The organism is Pseudomonas helleri (genome assembly GCF_045830615.1).
Lineage (GTDB): Bacteria > Pseudomonadota > Gammaproteobacteria > Pseudomonadales > Pseudomonadaceae > Aquipseudomonas > Aquipseudomonas helleri.
On record NZ_CP174501.1, the window covers coordinates 781606 to 796408 of the forward strand.

Annotated in this window: 16 protein-coding genes; 13 read left to right on the forward strand and 3 right to left on the reverse strand. The window is 59.1% G+C overall.

The window, feature by feature from the left end; translation table 11 throughout:
* Nucleotides 1-70 precede the first annotated feature (70 nt).
* The 6 genes from murJ (at nt 71) to ispH (ending at nt 7460) form a co-directional block, all read left to right on the forward strand.
* Nucleotides 71-1609 (forward strand): murein biosynthesis integral membrane protein MurJ, encoded by a 1539-nt coding sequence (murJ, locus tag ACJJU9_RS03650; protein WP_331368940.1) that lies wholly within the window; start codon nt 71-73, stop codon nt 1607-1609.
* A 118-nt stretch (nt 1610-1727) separates the two neighbouring features.
* Nucleotides 1728-2678: a bifunctional riboflavin kinase/FAD synthetase gene (gene ribF / locus ACJJU9_RS03655; protein ID WP_048388080.1), complete on the forward strand. Its 951-nt coding sequence runs from the start codon at nt 1728-1730 to the stop codon at nt 2676-2678.
* On the forward strand, nt 2675-5506 hold the full coding sequence (ileS, locus tag ACJJU9_RS03660; protein ID WP_407730076.1) for an isoleucine--tRNA ligase: 2832 nt from the start codon (nt 2675-2677) through the stop codon (nt 5504-5506). The genes ribF and ileS overlap by 4 nt, the downstream gene beginning before the upstream one ends.
* The gene (gene lspA / locus ACJJU9_RS03665) at nt 5499-6017 is read left to right on the forward strand and encodes a signal peptidase II (RefSeq protein WP_048367375.1); all 519 of its coding nucleotides are present in this window, start codon (nt 5499-5501) and stop codon (nt 6015-6017) included. Before ileS ends, lspA begins: the two co-directional genes overlap by 8 nt.
* Nucleotides 6010-6447 (forward strand): FKBP-type peptidyl-prolyl cis-trans isomerase, encoded by a 438-nt coding sequence (gene fkpB / locus ACJJU9_RS03670; RefSeq protein WP_407730077.1) that lies wholly within the window; start codon nt 6010-6012, stop codon nt 6445-6447. The genes lspA and fkpB overlap by 8 nt, the downstream gene beginning before the upstream one ends.
* A gap of 65 nt (nt 6448-6512) precedes the next feature.
* Nucleotides 6513-7460, forward strand: a complete 948-nt coding sequence (gene ispH / locus ACJJU9_RS03675; RefSeq protein ID WP_048367366.1) for a 4-hydroxy-3-methylbut-2-enyl diphosphate reductase — start codon at nt 6513-6515, stop codon at nt 7458-7460.
* Here the strand turns inward: ispH and ACJJU9_RS03680 are convergent.
* Nucleotides 7457-7996, reverse strand: a complete 540-nt coding sequence (locus ACJJU9_RS03680; protein WP_407730078.1) for a GspH/FimT family pseudopilin — start codon at nt 7994-7996, stop codon at nt 7457-7459. The genes ispH and ACJJU9_RS03680 overlap by 4 nt on opposite strands.
* A 231-nt stretch (nt 7997-8227) precedes the next feature.
* Here ACJJU9_RS03680 and pilV point away from each other — a divergent pair, with 231 nt between their 5' ends.
* Genes pilV through thiO form a run of 5 tightly spaced genes read left to right on the forward strand, consistent with a single transcriptional unit; the run spans nt 8228 to nt 11457 of the window.
* Entirely contained in the window at nt 8228-8668 is a 441-nt protein-coding gene (gene pilV, locus ACJJU9_RS03685; protein WP_407730079.1) for a type IV pilus modification protein PilV, read from the forward strand.
* Nucleotides 8665-9360 carry a PilW family protein gene (locus ACJJU9_RS03690; protein WP_407730080.1) on the forward strand — a complete coding sequence of 232 codons (696 nt, stop codon included), beginning with the start codon at nt 8665-8667 and terminating at the stop codon, nt 9358-9360. The genes pilV and ACJJU9_RS03690 overlap by 4 nt, the downstream gene beginning before the upstream one ends.
* A 7-nt stretch (nt 9361-9367) precedes the next feature.
* Complete coding sequence (locus tag ACJJU9_RS03695; RefSeq protein ID WP_407730081.1) at nt 9368-9910, forward strand: PilX N-terminal domain-containing pilus assembly protein; 543 nt, start codon at nt 9368-9370, stop codon at nt 9908-9910.
* A gap of 10 nt (nt 9911-9920) precedes the next feature.
* Nucleotides 9921-10322 (forward strand): type IV pilin protein, encoded by a 402-nt coding sequence (locus ACJJU9_RS03700; protein ID WP_407730082.1) that lies wholly within the window; start codon nt 9921-9923, stop codon nt 10320-10322.
* 34 nt (nt 10323-10356) lie between these two features.
* Entirely contained in the window at nt 10357-11457 is a 1101-nt protein-coding gene (gene thiO / locus ACJJU9_RS03705) for a glycine oxidase ThiO (protein WP_407730083.1), read from the forward strand.
* 139 nt (nt 11458-11596) lie between these two features.
* On the opposite strand, the gene ACJJU9_RS03710 is transcribed toward thiO, so the two are convergent.
* Both ACJJU9_RS03710 and ACJJU9_RS03715 read right to left on the reverse strand, forming a co-directional pair.
* Nucleotides 11597-11827: a PP0621 family protein gene (locus tag ACJJU9_RS03710; RefSeq protein WP_048367351.1), complete on the reverse strand. Its 231-nt coding sequence runs from the start codon at nt 11825-11827 to the stop codon at nt 11597-11599.
* Nucleotides 11828-11945: 118 nt separating this feature from the next.
* A complete protein-coding gene (locus tag ACJJU9_RS03715) occupies nt 11946-12959 on the reverse strand; it encodes an outer membrane protein assembly factor BamD (RefSeq protein WP_048367350.1) in 1014 nt (337 codons plus the stop codon).
* A 148-nt stretch (nt 12960-13107) separates the two neighbouring features.
* Between ACJJU9_RS03715 and rluD the strand changes: the two genes are divergently transcribed.
* Together rluD and pgeF are read left to right on the forward strand one after the other, a co-directional pair.
* On the forward strand, nt 13108-14070 hold the full coding sequence (gene rluD / locus ACJJU9_RS03720; RefSeq protein ID WP_048367800.1) for a 23S rRNA pseudouridine(1911/1915/1917) synthase RluD: 963 nt from the start codon (nt 13108-13110) through the stop codon (nt 14068-14070).
* Complete coding sequence (gene pgeF, locus ACJJU9_RS03725) at nt 14067-14801, forward strand: peptidoglycan editing factor PgeF (RefSeq protein WP_407730084.1); 735 nt, start codon at nt 14067-14069, stop codon at nt 14799-14801. Before rluD ends, pgeF begins: the two co-directional genes overlap by 4 nt.
* Nucleotides 14802-14803: the final 2 nt, after the last annotated feature.

Consider the following 14803-nt stretch of genomic DNA (forward strand, 5'->3'; position numbering starts at 1 on the left):
GCGGCGCGCAGTATCGCATAAGTGAACGCTTTGTTCGCCTGCTCTTTCTCTAAAGGCAAAAACTCTTTCAATGAATTTGCTCAAGTCGTTGGCTGCTGTTAGCTCCATCACCATGATTTCAAGGGTTCTGGGCTTTGTCCGGGACACCATCGTGGCGCGCATGTTTGGTGCAGGTATGGCTACGGATGCGTTCTTTATTGCCTTTAAACTGCCCAATCTGCTGCGCCGGATTTTCGCCGAAGGCGCTTTTTCGCAAGCGTTTGTGCCGATTCTGGCCGAATATAAAAATCAGCAGGGCGAGGAGGCCGCACGCACCTTTGTGGCCTATGTCGCCGGGCTGCTGACGCTGGTGCTGGCCATCGTCACCTTACTGGGCATACTGGCTGCGCCCTGGGTGATCTGGGCCACGGCGCCAGGGTTTGCCAGCACGCCCGAGAAGTTTGAACTCACCTCAAACATGTTGCGGGTGACCTTTCCTTATATATTGCTGATCTCGTTGTCATCGCTGGCCGGGGCGATCCTCAATACCTGGAACCGCTTCTCGGTGCCGGCGTTTGTGCCGACGCTGCTCAACGTCAGCATGATCATCTTTGCCCTGTTCCTGACCCCGTACTTTGACCCGCCGGTGATGGCGCTGGGCTGGGCGGTGCTGGCCGGTGGTCTTGCGCAGTTGCTGTTCCAGCTCCCGCACTTGAAAAAAATCGGCATGCTGGTGCTGCCGCGCCTCAATTTGCGCGATACCGGCGTATGGCGCGTGATGAAACAGATGGTGCCGGCCATTCTGGGGGTGTCGGTCAGTCAGATTTCGCTGATCATCAACACGATTTTTGCCTCCTTTCTGGTGGCCGGGTCGGTGTCCTGGATGTACTACGCAGACCGCTTGATGGAATTGCCGTCCGGTGTACTCGGGGTGGCATTGGGCACAATTTTGCTGCCAACGCTGTCCAAAACCTACGCCAATAAAGACCGTCAGGAATACTCGCGAATTCTCGATTGGGGGCTGCGCCTGTGCTTTCTGCTGGTGTTGCCGTGTGCACTGGCCTTGGCGATCCTGGCGGAACCGCTGACCGTCTCGCTGTTTCAGTACGGTGAGTTCAGTGCCCTGGATGCGGCGATGACCCAGCGCGCCCTGATGGCGTACTCGGTCGGTTTGCTCGGGCTGATCCTGATCAAGGTGCTGGCGCCCGGCTTCTATGCGCAACAAAACATCCGCACTCCGGTAAAAATTGCCGTGTTCACCCTGGTGGTCACGCAGTTGCTCAACCTTGTATTTATCGTGCCGCTGCAGCATGCCGGGCTTGCCTTGGCCATCAGCGTGGGCGCGTGCATTAACGCCGGACTGCTGTTCTGGCAGTTGCGCAAGCAAAAGCTGTTTATCGCCCAGCCGGGCTGGTCGCTGTACCTGTTCAAACTGGTGTTGGCGGTTGTCGTGATGTCGGCGGTGCTGATGGGCTTGATGCACGTTATGCCCGCCTGGGATCAAGGCCATATGCTCGAGCGCTTTATGCGCCTTGGCGGCTTGGTGGCTGCTGGCATATTGGCTTATTTCGGTATGTTGTTGCTGTTGGGCTTGCGTTTGAAGGATTTCGCCCGCAAGTCTCTGATGTAAGGAAAATTACGGTCAAACGTCTATTTTGTCGGTTTGACCTGATTTGCCTTGCGCTGTCGCCTGTCGTCACGGGCCGGGTGTGGTTATAATCGGCCACTTTATGAGCAAGAAGCGCGTTATGCAGCTGGTTCGAGGCCTTCACAATCTGCGGCCCCAAGATCGGGGCTGTGTCGCCACTATTGGCAACTTTGACGGTGTACACCGTGGTCACCAGGCTATCCTGGAGCGGCTGCGTGAACGTGCACTGGAGTTGGGCGTGCCCAGCTGCGTGGTGATTTTTGAGCCCCAGCCGCGCGAATTCTTTGCCCCTGAAACCGCTCCGGCGCGTCTGGCTCGCCTGCGCGACAAATTGCAGCTGCTGGCTGACGCCGGGGTTGATCGGGTGCTGTGCCTGGCGTTCAATCAACGACTGTGCAAGCTCAGCGCAGCCGAGTTTGTCGACACGATCCTGGTCGATGGCCTGGGTGTGCAGCACCTTGAGGTCGGTGACGACTTCCGCTTTGGCTGCGACCGGGTCGGTGATTTTGACTTCCTGCAACAAGCAGGCGTCATGCAGAACTTTACCGTCGAAGCCGCGCAAACTGTTGAGCTGGACGGCGTGCGCATCAGCAGCACCCAGGTGCGTGATGCGCTGGCCAAGGGCGATTTCGCCCAGGCAGAACGCTTGCTGGGCCGCCCGTTCCAGATTGCCGGCACGGTATTGCACGGGCAAAAGCTGGCGCGCCAATTGGGCACGCCAACCGCCAATATCCAGCTCAAGCGTCGTCGTGTTCCGTTGACCGGGGTGTACCTGGTGAGCGTCGAGATCGATGGCAAAACCTGGCCCGGCGTCGCGAATATCGGCGTCAGACCTACCGTAGCAGGGGATGGCAACGCCCATCTTGAAGTACATCTATTGGATTTCGCTGGCGATTTGTATGGCCAGCGATTGACCGTGGCATTCCACCACAAGCTGCGTGATGAGCAGCGTTTTGCCTCCCTGGAGGCGCTCAAGACGGCGATCAATGCGGACGTCGCCGCCGCCCGAGCCTTTTGGCTGGGTCAACCGCTTAAAAAGAGCCTGAAATGACCGACTACAAATCCACGTTAAACCTTCCGGACACAGCCTTCCCAATGAAGGCCGGCCTGCCACAGCGCGAACCGCAAATTTTGCAGCGCTGGGACAGCATTGGCCTGTACGGGAAGTTGCGCGAGATTAGTAAGGATCGTCCGAAGTTCGTACTTCATGACGGTCCTCCGTACGCCAACGGTACGATTCACATCGGTCATGCGCTGAACAAGATTCTGAAAGACATGATCGTGCGTTCGAAAACCCTCGCCGGTTTCGATGCGCCGTACGTACCGGGCTGGGACTGTCACGGTCTGCCTATTGAGCACAAGGTTGAAGTGACTCACGGTAAAAACCTGTCCGCGGATAAAACCCGCGAGCTGTGCCGTGCCTACGCGACCGAGCAGATCGAAGGCCAGAAATCCGAGTTCATCCGCCTGGGTGTGCTGGGTGACTTCGCCAACCCGTACAAAACCATGGACTTCAAAAACGAGGCCGGTGAAATCCGTGCCCTGGCCGAAATCGTCAAAGGCGGTTTCGTCTTCAAAGGTCTGAAGCCAGTGAACTGGTGCTTCGATTGCGGCTCGGCCCTGGCTGAAGCAGAAGTCGAATACCAGGACAAAAAGTCGTCGGCCATCGACGTTGCCTTCCCGGTTGCCGATGACGCCAAGCTGGCCGAGGCCTTTGGCCTGGCAACCTTGAGCAAGTCGGCTGCGATCGTGATCTGGACCACCACCCCGTGGACCATCCCGGCCAACCAGGCGCTGAACGTGCACCCGGAGTTCACCTACGCGCTGGTCGACGTGGGCGACAAACTGTTGGTGCTCGCTGAAGAGCTGGTTGAATCGAGCCTGGCGCGTTACAACCTGCAAGGGTCTGTGATCGCCACCACCACCGGTTCGGCACTGGAACTGATCAACTTCCGTCACCCGTTCTACGACCGCCTGTCGCCTGTTTACCTGGCTGAGTACGTTGAACTGGGCGCTGGCACCGGCGTGGTTCACTCCGCACCGGCTTACGGCGTAGACGACTTCGTGACCTGCAAAGCCTATGGCATGGTCAACGACGACATCATCAACCCGGTTCAAAGCAATGGCGTGTACGTGCCGTCGCTGGAGTTCTTCGGTGGCCAGTTCATCTGGAAAGCCAACCAGAACATCATCGACAAGTTGACCGAAGTCGACGCGTTGATGTTCACCGAAACCATCAGCCACAGCTACATGCACTGCTGGCGTCACAAAACCCCGCTGATCTACCGCGCAACCGCGCAGTGGTTTATCGGTATGGACAAAGAGCCAGTAGCGGGCGATACCCTGCGTACCCGCGCACTGCAAGCCATCGAAGACACCCAGTTCGTACCAGCCTGGGGCCAGGCGCGCCTGCATTCGATGATCGCCAACCGTCCAGACTGGTGCATCTCGCGTCAACGTAACTGGGGCGTGCCGATCCCGTTCTTCCTGAACAAGGAAAGCGGTGAGCTGCACCCACGTACCGTCGAAATGATGGAAGAAGTGGCCAAGCGCGTTGAAGTCGAAGGCATCGAAGCCTGGTTCAAGCTGGACCCGGCCGAGCTGTTGGGCGACGAAGCGCCGCTGTACGACAAAATCAGCGACACCCTGGATGTATGGTTCGATTCGGGTACTACCCATTGGCACGTGCTGCGCGGTTCGCACCCGATGGGCCACGAGACCGGCCCGCGTGCCGATCTGTACCTTGAGGGTTCCGACCAGCACCGTGGCTGGTTCCACTCGTCGTTGCTGACCGGCTGCGCCATCGACAACCACGCGCCGTACCGCGAACTGCTGACTCACGGTTTCACCGTGGACGAAGCGGGCCGCAAAATGTCCAAGTCTCTGGGCAACGTGATTGCACCGCAGAAGGTCAACGACACCCTGGGCGCTGACATCATGCGTCTGTGGGTAGCCTCGACCGACTACTCGGGCGAAATCGCAGTGTCTGACCAGATCCTGCAACGCAGTGCGGACGCCTACCGGCGTATCCGTAACACCGCGCGCTTCCTGCTTTCCAACCTGACCGGCTTCAACCCGGCCACCGACCTGCTGCCTGCTGAAGAAATGCTCGCGCTGGACCGTTGGGCAGTAGACCGCGCCCTGTTGCTGCAACGTGAGCTGGAGCTGCACTACGGCGAATACCGTTTCTGGAACGTGTACTCCAAAGTGCACAACTTCTGCGTCCAGGAACTCGGTGGTTTCTACCTCGACATCATCAAGGACCGCCAGTACACCACGGGCGCCAACAGCAAGGCCCGCCGTTCGTGCCAGACCGCGCTGTTCCACATCTCTGAAGCGCTGGTGCGCTGGATCGCTCCGATCCTGGCCTTCACCGCCGACGAACTGTGGCAATACCTGCCGGGCGAGCGCAACGAATCGGTCATGCTCAACACCTGGTATGACGGCCTGAGCGAACTGCCGGAAGGCACCGAGCTGGACCGCGACTACTGGGAGCGGATCATGGCGGTCAAGGTTGCGGTCAACAAGGAAATGGAAAACCTGCGCGCAGCCAAGGCCATTGGCGGCAACTTGCAGGCAGAAGTGACCTTGTTCGCCGAAGCTGAACTGGCCGCTGACCTGTCCAAGCTGAGCAACGAACTGCGCTTCGTCCTGATCACCTCCACCGCCAGTGTTGCGCCTTTTGCGCTGGCACCGGCTGACGCTGTGGTCACCGAAGTACCGGGCCTCAAGCTCAAAGTGGTCAAGTCGGCACACGCCAAGTGCGCGCGCTGCTGGCATTGCCGTGAAGACGTGGGCGTGAACCCGGAGCATCCGGAAATCTGCGGCCGTTGCGTTGACAACATCAGCGGCACCGGTGAGGTACGTCACTATGCCTAACACCAGCACTGCCGGGCGCTTCGGGCGCCTGGGCTGGCTCTGGTTGACTGTGCTGGTCCTGGTCATTGACCTGACCAGCAAGGTCTATTTCGACAACGCCTTGCAGATGTACCAGCAAATCGTGGTCATCCCGGACCTGTTCAGCTGGACGCTGGCCTACAACACCGGCGCAGCCTTCAGCTTTTTGGCTGACAGTGCTGGCTGGCAGCGTTGGCTGTTTGCCCTGATCGCCATTGTGGTCAGCGCCGTGCTGATCGTCTGGCTCAAGCGCCTTGGGCGCAATGACACCTGGTTGGCGATTGCGCTGGCGCTGATTTTGGGCGGCGCGTTGGGCAACCTGTATGACCGGATTGTGTACGGTCATGTGGTCGATTTCATTCTGGTGCATTGGCAAAACCGCTGGTATTTCCCGGCCTTCAACTTCGCCGACAGTGCGATTTGCGTGGGTGCGGTGATGCTGGCACTGGATATGTTCAAAAGTAAAAAGTCTGGAGAACCGGCTCATGACTGAGCAACGTATTGGCCAGAACACGGAAGTCACGCTGCATTTCGCATTGCGCCTGGAGAATGGCGACACCGTCGACAGTACATTCGACAAGTCCCCGGCGACCTTCAAGGTGGGTGATGGCAGCCTGTTGCCAGGTTTTGAAGCCGCTTTGTTCGGCTTCAAGGCGGGCGACAAACGCACCCTGCAAATCCCCCCGGAAAACGCGTTCGGCCAGCCCAACCCGCAAAACGTACAGATCATTCCTCGTTCGCAGTTCAAGGACATGGACTTGTCTGAAGGTTTGCTGGTGATCTTCAATGACGCGGCCAACACCGAGCTGCCGGGTGTGGTCAAAGCCTTTGACGACGAGCAAGTGACCATCGATTTCAACCACCCGTTGTCAGGCAAAACCCTGACCTTCGACGTGGAAATCAAAGACGTTAAAGCGCTGTAATTCAGAGCCCGGCGTGTGCCGGGCCTGATTGGCATTTTTTTTCTGCGCGACCCACGAGGCTCAGCATGCACATCAAACTCGCCAACCCCCGTGGCTTCTGCGCTGGGGTGGACCGAGCGATTGAAATCGTCAATCGCGCTCTCGAAGTCTTCGGTCCGCCTATTTATGTTCGCCACGAAGTGGTGCACAACAAATTTGTGGTCGAAGACCTGCGCTCCCGTGGCGCGATCTTTGTTGAAGAGCTGGACCAGGTGCCGGATGACGTCATCGTGATTTTCAGTGCCCACGGCGTTTCCCAGGCCGTGCGTACCGAAGCTGCAGGCCGTGGCCTCAAAGTGTTCGATGCCACCTGCCCGCTGGTGACCAAGGTGCATATCGAAGTGGCACGTTACAGCCGCGATGGCCGTGAGTGCATCTTGATCGGCCACGCCGGGCACCCGGAAGTCGAAGGCACCATGGGGCAGTACGACGCGAGCAATGGCGGCGCGATTTATTTGGTTGAAGACGAAAAAGATGTCGCCAACCTGCACGTCAACAACCCCGAAAAACTCGCGTTTGTGACTCAGACCACCTTGTCGATGGACGACACCAGCCGTGTGATCGACGCGCTGCGTTCGCGCTTCCCGGCCATTGGCGGCCCGCGCAAGGACGACATCTGCTACGCCACGCAAAACCGTCAGGATGCGGTTAAGCAACTGGCCGACGAGTGCGACGTGGTCTTGGTGGTGGGTAGCCCGAACAGCTCAAACTCCAACCGTTTGCGCGAGCTGGCTGAACGCATGGCCACCCCGGCTTACCTGATTGATGGTGCCGAAGACCTGCAACAAAGCTGGTTTGAAGGTGTGCAGCGCATTGGTATTACCGCAGGGGCGTCGGCGCCTGAGGTGCTGGTGCGCGGTGTGATTCAGCAGTTGCATGCCTGGGGCGCAACGGGGGCAGACGAACTGGCTGGCCGCGAAGAGAACATCACCTTCTCGATGCCTAAAGAACTGCGCGTTCGCTCCCTGATTTAAGCCGTGGCACACAATGCCTGCGTTGCTTGATCGCTGCGCAGGCTGATGCGACCGCTCTTGGCGAGTACCACCTGGTAGTGGCTCAGAGCGGTGTCGGCCTGGCAAACATGTAACGTCCCCGCCTGAAATGCCCCGCCACTTAATAACGGTTCGCCCAGCGGGTTGAACCGCACGTAATGTTTGACCGGTGTATTACCGGCAATCGGTATTTGCGCGTTGCCTTGCTTGTACGCAAGGACCGGGTTGCTCTCATCCAGATGCCCCCGGCCGCTCTGATCCAGAATAATCCTCCAGCCTTTGCTCCAATCGTCTTGCAGTGCGTGCACCACTACATAGTGGTGGCGAACCAGCGCCTCGGTGCGCGCGTTACGCAAACCGCTGGCCAATTGTTCGGCCGCGACCTGACGGCGTTGCTGTTCAACCAGAACGCCGTAGGCCGGGCCGGCGAATTGCGCGGTAATCGCGACAATCGCCAGCGTGAACAACAGTTGGATCATGCTCATGCCGTGTTGATACACGTTGTCCTCCCTGGACATGCCCTCGCGCTTCCTTGCGCTTGTATCGGTATAGCTCAGCCATGGCGGGTGCTGCTCATGCAACGATTTCAGCATGTTTAAAGCGTTATCAGCGTTAGGTAGCTGACCTGAATGGACGATTAGTCCCGGCGCTTTACCAGCCAGATCCTACAAACATGGCCCGTGTGCAGGGCTAGGCTTTTGGCAGGTCGACACAGGACGTGTCGACGAGTGAAGGCCAGGGTGGCGCACATGAATCGATCGTATAAATGCCGGCAAAGCGGAGTCACCTTGATTGAGGTGCTAGTGGCGACGGTTATTTTGGCGGGCGGGCTGCTGGGGGCGGCGGCCGTACAGCTGAATGCGCTGAAACACACCGACAGCGCGTTAATGACCACCCAAGCCAGTTTTATTGCCTACGACATGCTGGATCGTATTCGCGCCAACCCTGCGGCTGATTACGCAGGGCAGAGTGCCGGATCGGGGTTGCACAGTGTGCTGGGCCAGGATTTGAGTGACTTCAAGCGCAATGTTCGCCAATTCGGTGGGGCAAGTGCCAAAGGCAGCATTGCGATCAACGAGCGTCAGGTGGCCATCACTCTGCAATGGGACGACACGCGTGCCGGGGGCCAGTGGCAAACATTCAGCCTGACCAGCCAGATCACATCCGGGTTCGCGGTGGGCGCCTCATGACACGCCGCAATACCGGGTTTGGCCTGATAGAGCTGCTGATCGCTCTGGCGCTGGGCGTGCTGCTGGTATCGGGAGCCACGCAGGTATTTTTGAGTGCCCGTGAGACTTACCTTGCGCAGTATGCCGCCGCCATCGCCCAAGAAGACGCCCGTTTTGTCCTGAGCAAAATCGCGCAGGAAATTCGCATGGTTGGCATGTTCGGCTGCCTGTCGGCAGACAGCATCATCAATGCGCCTGCCGTGTTCCAGACGCCTGTTTCATGGCAGGGCGCAGCGGGTTCCAGGTCGTGGCGGTTCGTCAGTGGCGATGTCGGCCTGCAAGGCACCCGGCCAGACTGGACGGTGGTGTCGGACTGTAAACGTTATGCACAGGCCTATGCCGGGCAGCCTGGGCCGTTGGCGCCCGGTGAAACCGCCTTTGCACTGCGTACCGTTGTTTACTGGTTTGAGAACGGGCAACTCAAGACGGGCTCAAGTAAAACGGTGCTTCTGGATAACGTGGCGGCGTTTGAGGTGATGTTTGGTGTCGCCGGTTCGGCCGCGGGGGCATCGGTTCAGCGCTATGAGCAAAGCCCAAGTAGTTTGGCCAGTATCCGCAGCCTGAAAATCGTCCTGACACTGCGCGATCCCAAGGCGCGGGTAAAGGACCAGACCTACCACTTAGTGGTGGCCCTGCGTAATCGGCTGGGTTAGGGGGCTTATGCGCGATTACCCGCGTAAACAGTCGGGCATGGTCCTGCTGGTAAGCCTGACATTGTTGCTGTTGCTCAGTGTGCTGGGGCTTACCTCCTTACAGAGCGCCGTGCAGCAAGAAAAAATGGCCGGCAGTGTGTGGTTTGCCAACCAGTCACTGCAGGCCGCTGAAACGGGGCTACGCATGGGCGAGGCGCAGGTGCAGACGCAGTGGCGTGAGCTGCTGGCATGTAGCGCGCCGACTCGATGCGTGCCGCCTTCGTCGGCCCGCACACAGGTTTTACCCGGCCTGGACCCGCAGTCCGGGGTGTTGTGGCTCAAGGCGCCTGAGGGCGTGTTTGGCCTTCAAAGCATTGGGGCGGGCGTGACGCCTGCGCACTTGCCCGGTATTGCTTCCGCGCACTTTTACCGTGTGACCGCCGTGGGTGCGCGCGGCCCTTCGCGTACGGTGCTAGAGAGCGTTTATGTGCGTTACCAGCCCGCAGACAGCGAGGCGAATGAACCTGTGCGCCAGCAGTTTCGACGCATCATGTGGCGGCAAATCCAGTAAGGGCAACGATATGAATCGGTATGACGCAGGGTTCACTTTGATGGAGCTTATGATCGTGGTGGCGATCATCGGCATCCTTGGCGCGTTTGCGTATCCGCTTTACAGCGACTCAGTGAAGCGCGGCTATCGCGCTCAGTTGGTGCTGCTGTTGTCAGAACAATCCCAAAGTCTTGAGCGTTTTTATGCGAAAAAAGGTTTATACAGTGGGGCGGAAAATGTCAGCCCGGGTAATCAGCACTACCTGATGACCTCTGAGCTCGCCGATCACACCTACTTGTTAACGGCGACACGTCGAGCAGACTCGCCCATGGCGGGAGACGCCTGTGGTGACTACACGTTGAACCACGTGGGCCTGGCAGCCAATACAAACGCCGCCCCGGACCTGACAAGGCAACAGTGTTGGGGGCGCTGACGATTAATGTGCATTTTTTGAGCTGAGTGGATAGATGGCTAAGCAGCAACGAGTGGTGATTGTAGGCGGTGGCGTGATCGGGCTTCTGACGGCGTTTAACCTGGCGGCCGAGGTTGAGCACGTGGTTTTGCTGGATCGCAGTGGCGTCGGGCAGGAGTCTTCATGGGCCGGCGGCGGGATTGTCTCGCCCCTGTACCCTTGGCGCTACAACCCGGCCGTCACGGCATTGGCGCATTGGTCGCAGGATTTTTATCCACAACTGGCCGACCGGCTGTTCAACACCACCGGTGTTGATCCAGAAGTCCACACCACCGGCCTGTACTGGCTGGACCTCGAAGACGAAGAGCTAGCGCTGGCGTGGGCGCAACGTGAAGGTCGCCCTTTAAGTGCCGTTGAGATCCCGGCAGTAGAACAGGCCGTGCCCGTACTGGGCCGTGGCTACTCGCGTGCGATTTACATGGCGGATGTGGCGAACGTACGTAACCCGCGGCTGGTTAAATCACTGAAAGCGGCGCTGCACGCCATGGCGAATGTGACGATTCATGAACACTGTGAGGTGCAGGGGTTTATTCGTGAGGGCAGCACCATTGCCGGTGTTAACACCGCGCAGGGTGAGATTCGCGGCGACCAGGTGGTGTTGTCGGCGGGTGCCTGGAGCGGCGAGTTGCTGGGCCTTTTGGGCCTGGAGCTGCCAGTGGAGCCGGTAAAAGGGCAGATGATCTTGTACAAGTGCGCGCCTGATCTGCTGTCGAGCATGGTCTTGGCAAAAGGCCGTTATGCGATCCCGCGCCGGGATGGGCATATCTTGATCGGCAGTACGCTGGAGCACGAAGGCTTTGATAAAACCCCGACCGACGTAGCGCTTGAAAGCCTTAAGGCTTCGGCCGTTGAGTTGATCCCTGCGCTGGCGGACGCCGAGTTAGTGGGGCATTGGGCTGGCCTGCGACCGGGCTCGCCCGAAGGCATCCCGTACATTGGCCGAGTATCAGGGTTTGACGGGTTGTGGCTTAACTGCGGGCACTACCGTAATGGCCTGGTGCTGGCGCCAGCGTCGTGTCAGTTGTTTGCCGACCTGTTGCTGGGCCGTGAGCCGATTATCGACCCGGCGCCGTATGCGCCGACCGGGCGGATTTAAAGCACACCAACCCGTAGCAGTTGACGAGCCTTGCGAGGCTACGTCCGGCTGCGCAGCAGTCGTAAAACCAAGATCAAAAGATCGCGAGGCAAGCTCGCTCCTACAAGGGTGTGACCACCGTAGGAGCGCGCTTTTGACTTTAGCGGGGGGCTTGTGGCCCTTGCTGCAGGTGCTCTTGTGAGCAGAACCATTGCTGCTGTTTGCTCAGGGCGCGATCGCGCGGCAGGTGCACGCCGCAGTGGGCGCAACGCACCATCGGTTGTGCGCCCGGATCGGCCGGTTTTTTAGGCGCCTGGAGGCTGGCTTTGTATTTGCGCCAGAACCACACGCCAGCCGCAATCAGAGCAGCCCAGATCAGTAAACGAAGCATGGTTATCCGCTATTCGAGAAAAGGTCAGCCAGTTTAGCCAAGGACTTGGCGGGCGCACAGCAGCAAATCACAGACCAAAAAAAGAGCCCCGAAGGGCTCTTTTTTTATTGCCGAACAATCAGTCGAACAGACCAAAGGTCATGTAGCTGAACCACGAGCGGCTTTTGCTGGTGTCTTCCGGGTCTTCGATAATGTTGCCATCAGCGTCTTTGGCTTTGAGCTCCGACGGAATGGCGTCCTTGGCATCCTGGTATTGCTTCTGGATGTCGAGGTTGGCGCGGGTTTCACCCGGTGGCAGCGGTGTCGATGACTCGATCAGGCCCAGGGTGGCCTTGCTCAGCCACGAACGGTTGTCAGACTCGGAAACCTGCGGCACAAACTCACCGTTCACCAGGCTTGGGTGGTTCGGGTAGTTGTCCTTGAGCACTTCAAGGCTGGTGGCAGCCAGTTGGTCGAGGTGCATGCGCTGGTAAGACTCAACCATCACCGCCAGGCCGTCACCGACCGAAGGGGTTTCCTGGAAGTTTTCAACCACATAACGGCCACGGTTGGCAGCTGCGACATAAGCCTGACGGGTCAGGTAGTAATCGGCCACGTGGATTTCGTATGCCGCCAGCAGGTTACGCAGGTAAATCATGCGTTGCTTGGCGTCAGGAGCATAACGGCTGTTCGGGAAACGGCTGGTGAGCTGGGCGAACTCGTTGTAGGAGTCGCGTGCAGCGCCCGGGTCACGCTTGGTCATGTCCAGCGGCAGGAAGCGCGCCAGCAGGCCAACGTCCTGGTCAAACGAGGTCAGGCCCTTGAGGTAGTAGGCGTAGTCGACGTTTGGATGCTGCGGATGCAGGCGAATAAAACGCTCGGCGGCGGACTTGGCCGCTTCCGGTTCGGAGTTTTTGTAGTAGGCGTAGATCAGTTCGAGCTGTGCCTGGTCGGCATAACGGCCGAACGGGTAGCGCGACTCTAAAGCCTTCAGCTTGGCGGTGGCACTGGTATAGCTGTTGTTGTCCAGGTCGGCCTGCGCCTGCTGGTACAACTCGACTTCGCTCAAGTTTTCGTCAACGACTTCTTTTGTCGACGAGCAAGCGGCGGTCAGTGCGAGGATGGCGATCAGCAGCAGGTGTTTCACTTGCATGGCGGCTTGCGTCCCTATGACGGCCGCTGTCTTGGGCGGGTCCGTCCTGTTATGATGAGCGCCCCGTGAAAAGCCTCGGGGCAAAAGACGCCGTATTTAACCACAAGCGCGCAGCCGAAACCAAAGGCTTGGCGCGGTCCTGATGAGCATGTCCGAGAAAATTCAACTTCGCGAAGAGGTGCCGTCCGAACTGGGTGGCCAACGCCTCGATCAAGTCGCCGCACAATTATTCGCTGAGCACTCGCGCTCGCGCCTTTCCGCCTGGATCAAAGACGGCCGCCTTACAGTGGACGGAGCCGTCATACGCCCTCGTGATATCGTCCACGGGGGTGCCATCCTGGAGCTGACTGCCGAGCAGGAAGCACAGGGTGAATGGGTCGCCCAAGACATCCCTCTGGATATCGTTTACGAAGACGATGACATTCTGGTGATCAACAAGCCTGCGGGCCTGGTGGTGCACCCGGCTGCCGGTCACGCCGACGGTACGTTGCTCAACGCCTTGCTGCACCACGTGCCGGACATTGTGAATGTGCCGCGTGCGGGGATCGTGCATCGCCTCGACAAAGACACCACCGGTCTGATGGTGGTCGCCAAGACCATCCAGGCGCAGACACAACTGGTTGCACAGTTGCAGAGCCGCAGTGTCAGCCGTATTTATGAGTGCATCGTGATCGGTGTCGTCACCGCCGGGGGCAAGATCAACGCGCCCATCGGCCGTCACGGCCAGCAACGCCAGCGCATGGCGGTCATGGAAGGCGGCAAGCAGGCGGTGAGTCATTACCGTGTGCTTGAGCGTTTCCGTTCCCACACTCATGTGCGGGTCAAGCTCGAAACCGGTCGCACGCACCAGATTCGCGTCCACATGGCGCACATTAATTTCCCGTTGGTCGGAGACCCTGCCTACGGCGGTCGCTTCCGTATCCCGCCGGCAGCGAATGTGAACATGGTCGAATCGCTTAAAAACTTCCCGCGCCAGGCCCTGCATGCGCGTTTCCTCGAGTTGGATCATCCGACGAGCGGTGTACGCATGAGCTGGGAATCGCCATTGCCGGACGACTTTACCTGGTTGCTGACCCTGCTTAAGCAAGACCGTGAGGCTTTTATCGGATGAACACCTTCCTGATTCCTGACTGGCCCGCGCCGGCAGGCGTCAGGGCCTGTGTGACCACCCGTGCGGGCGGCGTCAGTGTGGCGCCGTTCGACAGCTTCAATCTGGGCGACCATGTGGGCGACGACCCCGTCGACGTTGCCCATAACCGCCATCGCTTGACCCATATTTTTGACGTACAGCCCGCCTGGCTTAGCCAGGTTCACGGGGTTGTCGTTGCGCCTGCCACCCCCGGCCAGATCGCAGAGGCCGATGCCAGTTGGACAGCCACCCCCGGCATTGCCTGTACGGTAATGACGGCTGACTGTTTGCCTGCCTTGTTCTGTGATCGCGCGGGCACTCGCGTCGCTGCGGCTCATGCCGGTTGGCGCGGGCTGGCGGCCGGTGTGCTTGAAGCGGCGGCGCAAAGCCTCAATGTTGAACCTCAGGACATACTGGTCTGGCTTGGCCCGGCCATCGGCCCCAAGGCCTTTGAAGTCGGCGGCGAAGTGCGTGAAGTCTTTATAAAAGACCTGCCCGACGCCGCTGCGGCTTTTGTTCCGAGCATCAATGAAGGCCGCTACATGGCCGACATCTATGAGCTGGCGCGCCTGCGTCTGGCCCGCTGCGGCATTACGGCTGTGTATGGCGGCGGTTTTTGCACCGTTACCGACCCGCGTTTTTTCTCCTACCGGCGCAGCCCTCGCACTGGCCGTTTCGCCTCACTGGTCTGGATCGAAACACCTGCCAGTTGACG